The 3,374-nt window shown below is 67.9% G+C and carries 2 protein-coding genes; both read left to right on the top strand.

Translation table 11 applies throughout. From position 1 onward, the window contains the following. Positions 1-6 precede the first annotated feature (6 nt). Entirely contained in the window at positions 7-1,065 is a 1,059-nt protein-coding gene (obgE, locus tag VEG08_10400) for a GTPase ObgE (protein ID HXZ28395.1), read from the top strand. Positions 1,066-1,262: 197 nt separating this feature from the next. Then, on the top strand, positions 1,263-3,374 hold a 2,112-nt coding region (locus tag VEG08_10395; protein HXZ28394.1), incomplete at its 3' end, for a hypothetical protein.

The following is a 3,374-nucleotide window of genomic DNA, read 5'->3' as shown; positions in this document are numbered from 1 at the left end:
CCATCCATGTTCATCGACGAAGCGCGAATCCGGGTGAAGGCGGGAAACGGGGGCAACGGCTGCGTGGCCTTCCGGCGGGAGAAGTTCGTGCCCCGGGGCGGCCCTTCGGGCGGCGACGGCGGCAAGGGCGGCGACGTGGTCCTGGAAGCCAGCGAGAGCCACAACACCCTGGTGCACTTCCGCTTCAACCCCGAGCACAAAGCGGAGCGCGGGCGCCACGGCGAGGGCTCCAACAAGACCGGGCGCGAGGGCGCCGACGCGGTGCTCAAGGTCCCGGTGGGCACCATCCTCTACGACGAGGAGACGGGGGAGAAGGTGCACGACTTCGCGCAGCCGGGAGAGCGGCGGGTGATCGCGCGCGGGGGGCGCGGCGGCCGCGGCAACGCGCGTTTCGCCACCTCCACCCACCAGGCGCCGCGCGAGGCTGAGCCCGGGCGCGCGGGCGAGGAGCGCAGCTACCGCCTGGAACTCAAGCTGCTCGCCGACGTCGGGCTGGTGGGCTATCCCAACGTGGGCAAGAGCACGCTGATCTCGCGCATCTCGGCGGCGCGCCCCAAGATCGCCGACTATCCCTTCACCACGCTGGAGCCCAACCTGGGCGTGGCGGTGATGGGGAAAGCGCCCGCGGAGCGCAGCTTCGTGGTGGCCGACATCCCCGGGCTGATCGAGGGCGCGCACCAGGGCGCGGGCTTGGGCACGCAGTTCCTGCGGCACATCGAGCGCACGCGCCTGCTGGCGCATTTGATCGATGTTTCGGACGCCAGCGGCCGGCCCGACCCGGTCGAGGACTTCAAAGTCATCATGAGCGAACTGGAGAGCTTCGGCGCCGGGTTGGAAGAGAAGCCCATGCTGGTGGTGGCGGCGAAGATGGATGTGGCCAACAAGAAGAAGCTGAGCGCGCTGCGGCAGTTCTGCCGGCGCAAGAAGCTGGCGCTCTATCCCATCTCGGCGGTGACCGGCGAGGGCGTGGAGAAACTGAAGCACGCGCTGGGCGAGGCGGTGGAGAAGATCCGGCGGCGGGAGCAGAAGGCAGCCGCCAGCCATCAGCCGTCCGCGGTCAGGTGAGTGAGCGGGAGGCCTCGAGAACCTGTGCTGTCCCGGTCGCGAGCCCTCCCAACAAGGGATGCCCGCCACCGGCTGCAAGGAGTAGCCTGCCTAGCGTTCCTCTCCTGAACCAACTCTGAAGAATCTGGAGGCCCATCATGTGGCCGTGCGGAAAGATCCTTGTCGCTCGGCGGAAGAGCATCTGGCCAGGCCTGTTCATGGTCCTGGCGGCACTTCTGCTGTTGGGGGCGGCCTGTGCTGAGGCGCAAGGGCCGCGCGTCCCTTCCCGCGCGCGGCCGGAACTGGTGCCGCAGACGGGCCACTCTGAGTCGCCGTTCGTCCTGGTGTTCAGCCCCGATGGCCGCCTGCTCGCCTCCGCAGGTTCCGACCACACCATCAAGCTCTGGGACGTGAGCAGCGGACGCGAATTGCGGAGCTTGAGCGACCCAGACGGCGGTGTCTATACCCTGGCCATCAGTCGCGATGGACGCTGGCTCGCGTCAGGCGGAGACTCCGACACCGTCAAGCTGTGGAACGTGGCTACGGGACAGAAGGTGCGGACCTTTGCGACGGGGATGGCCGCCGCCGTCGCCTTTAGCCCCGACGGGCGCCGGCTGGCCTGCGGCAGCCGGAGCAACAGGATAATCACGGTGTGGGACCTGGCCAGTGGCCGCGAACTTCGCGCTTTCGCCGTGGGGGGGCCTGCCGATCTTGTGACCGCAATCGCCTTCAGCCCTCACGGGGGCTGGGCGGCGACTGCCGGCAGGGACAAGACCATCAAGCTTTGGGAGATGGCGAGCGGCCGCGAAGTGCGTTCGCTGAGCGGCCACACCCGGCTCGTTGGTCATCTGGCCTTCAGTCCCGACAGCCGGTTGCTGGTCTCGGGCAGCGACGACAGGACGCTCAAGCTGTGGGACGTGGCGACCGGCGAGGAAGTGCGCACTTTCAGCGGGCATACAGGGATGATCACGGCGGTGGCCTTCAGCTCCGATGGCCGCCGGCTGGCCTCCGGCAGCGAAGACAAGACCGTCAAGCTGTGGGAGGTTGCGAACGGCCGCGAGGAGCGCACGCTCACGTGGCGCTCGCGGAGCTCGAGCAGCGACTTCGTCAATGCCGTAGCCTTCAGCCCGGACGGCCGCTGGCTGGCCTCCGCCTCAGGACTCGATCCCTTCTTCCGCCTCTGGGAGGTGAGCAGCGGGCGCGAAGTGTCAGCATCCCGGGACACGATTGCGCCCATCGACGGCGTAGCCTTCAGTCCTGACGGCCGTTGGCTCGCGTCGGGAAACCGGGGATTTGCTGCTGACTCCTCAATAGCGCTCTGGGACTTGGCCAGCGGGCGCCTGCTGCGCTCACTGCGCTCCGACTATCTGGAAGCCTTTCCTGTGTTCAGCACAGACAGCCGCTGGTTGGCCGCGCTCCATAGCCGGGAAGTCAAGCTATGGGAAGTCACGACGGGGCGCGAGATGCCCGACCTTCGCGGCCACACGGACGATCTCAGGGCGGTGGCATTCAGCCCTGACGGTCACTGGCTGGCCTCAGGAGGCGACGACCAGAGCATCAGGTTCTGGGAGACGGGCACATGGAAGATGGTGCGAACGCTAACCGGCCACGCCGATTTGATCTCCGGCTTGGCCTTCAGCGCCGACGGACGCTGGCTGGCTTCGGCAAGTTACGACAAGACGATACGGCTCTGGGAAGTAGCTACTGGGAACCAGGTGCGCACCCTGACGGGCCACTCGGGTGCTGTTGTTGAGGTGGCGTTCAGTCCGGACGGCCGCTGGCTCGCCTCGGCCAGCCTCGACAAGACCATCAAGGTGTGGGACCTGGCTAGCGGGGCCACCCTGCTCACCTTGGGCGGGACCGGCGAGCTTCGTTGCCCGGTCTTCAGCCCGGACGGTCGCTGGCTGGCCTACGCCGCCAGCGACGATCGCAGCGTCAAACTCTGGGAGGTGGCGACCCGACGGGAGGGCCGCGCCTTGGGAGAGGGCCGCGTGGACTCTTGCCCGGTTTTCAGCCCGGATGGCCGAGAACTGAGCGTCGGCACCCTCGAAGGAGGCACGCAGATCTGGGATCCCGCGACGGGGGAACTGCTGGCCACGCTCGTGGCCAGCGGTGGCGACTGGTTGGCGTTCGCGCCCGACGGTCTGTTCGATGGCACGCCGGCGGCATGGCAGAAGATCCTCTGGCGATTCAACGGCAACACCTTCGATGTGGCGCCGGTGGAGACCTTCTTCCGCGAGTTCTACTACCCGGGGCTGCTGGCCGACATCCTGGCGGGCAAGCGGCCCAAGGCCAAGACCGACATCGCTGCGATCGACCGGCGGCAGCCG

The organism is Terriglobales bacterium (genome assembly GCA_035624475.1).
In the GTDB taxonomy this organism is placed as follows: Bacteria; Acidobacteriota; Terriglobia; order Terriglobales; family Acidobacteriaceae; genus DASPRL01.
This window is presented reverse-complemented; position numbering and strand designations above follow the sequence as displayed.

What these genes read in the sequence shown, in the direction of transcription:
- obgE (HXZ28395.1), top strand. Translation starts at nt 7, where the DNA reads ATGTTCATCGACGAAGCGCGAATCCGGGTGAAGGCGGGAAACGGGGGC.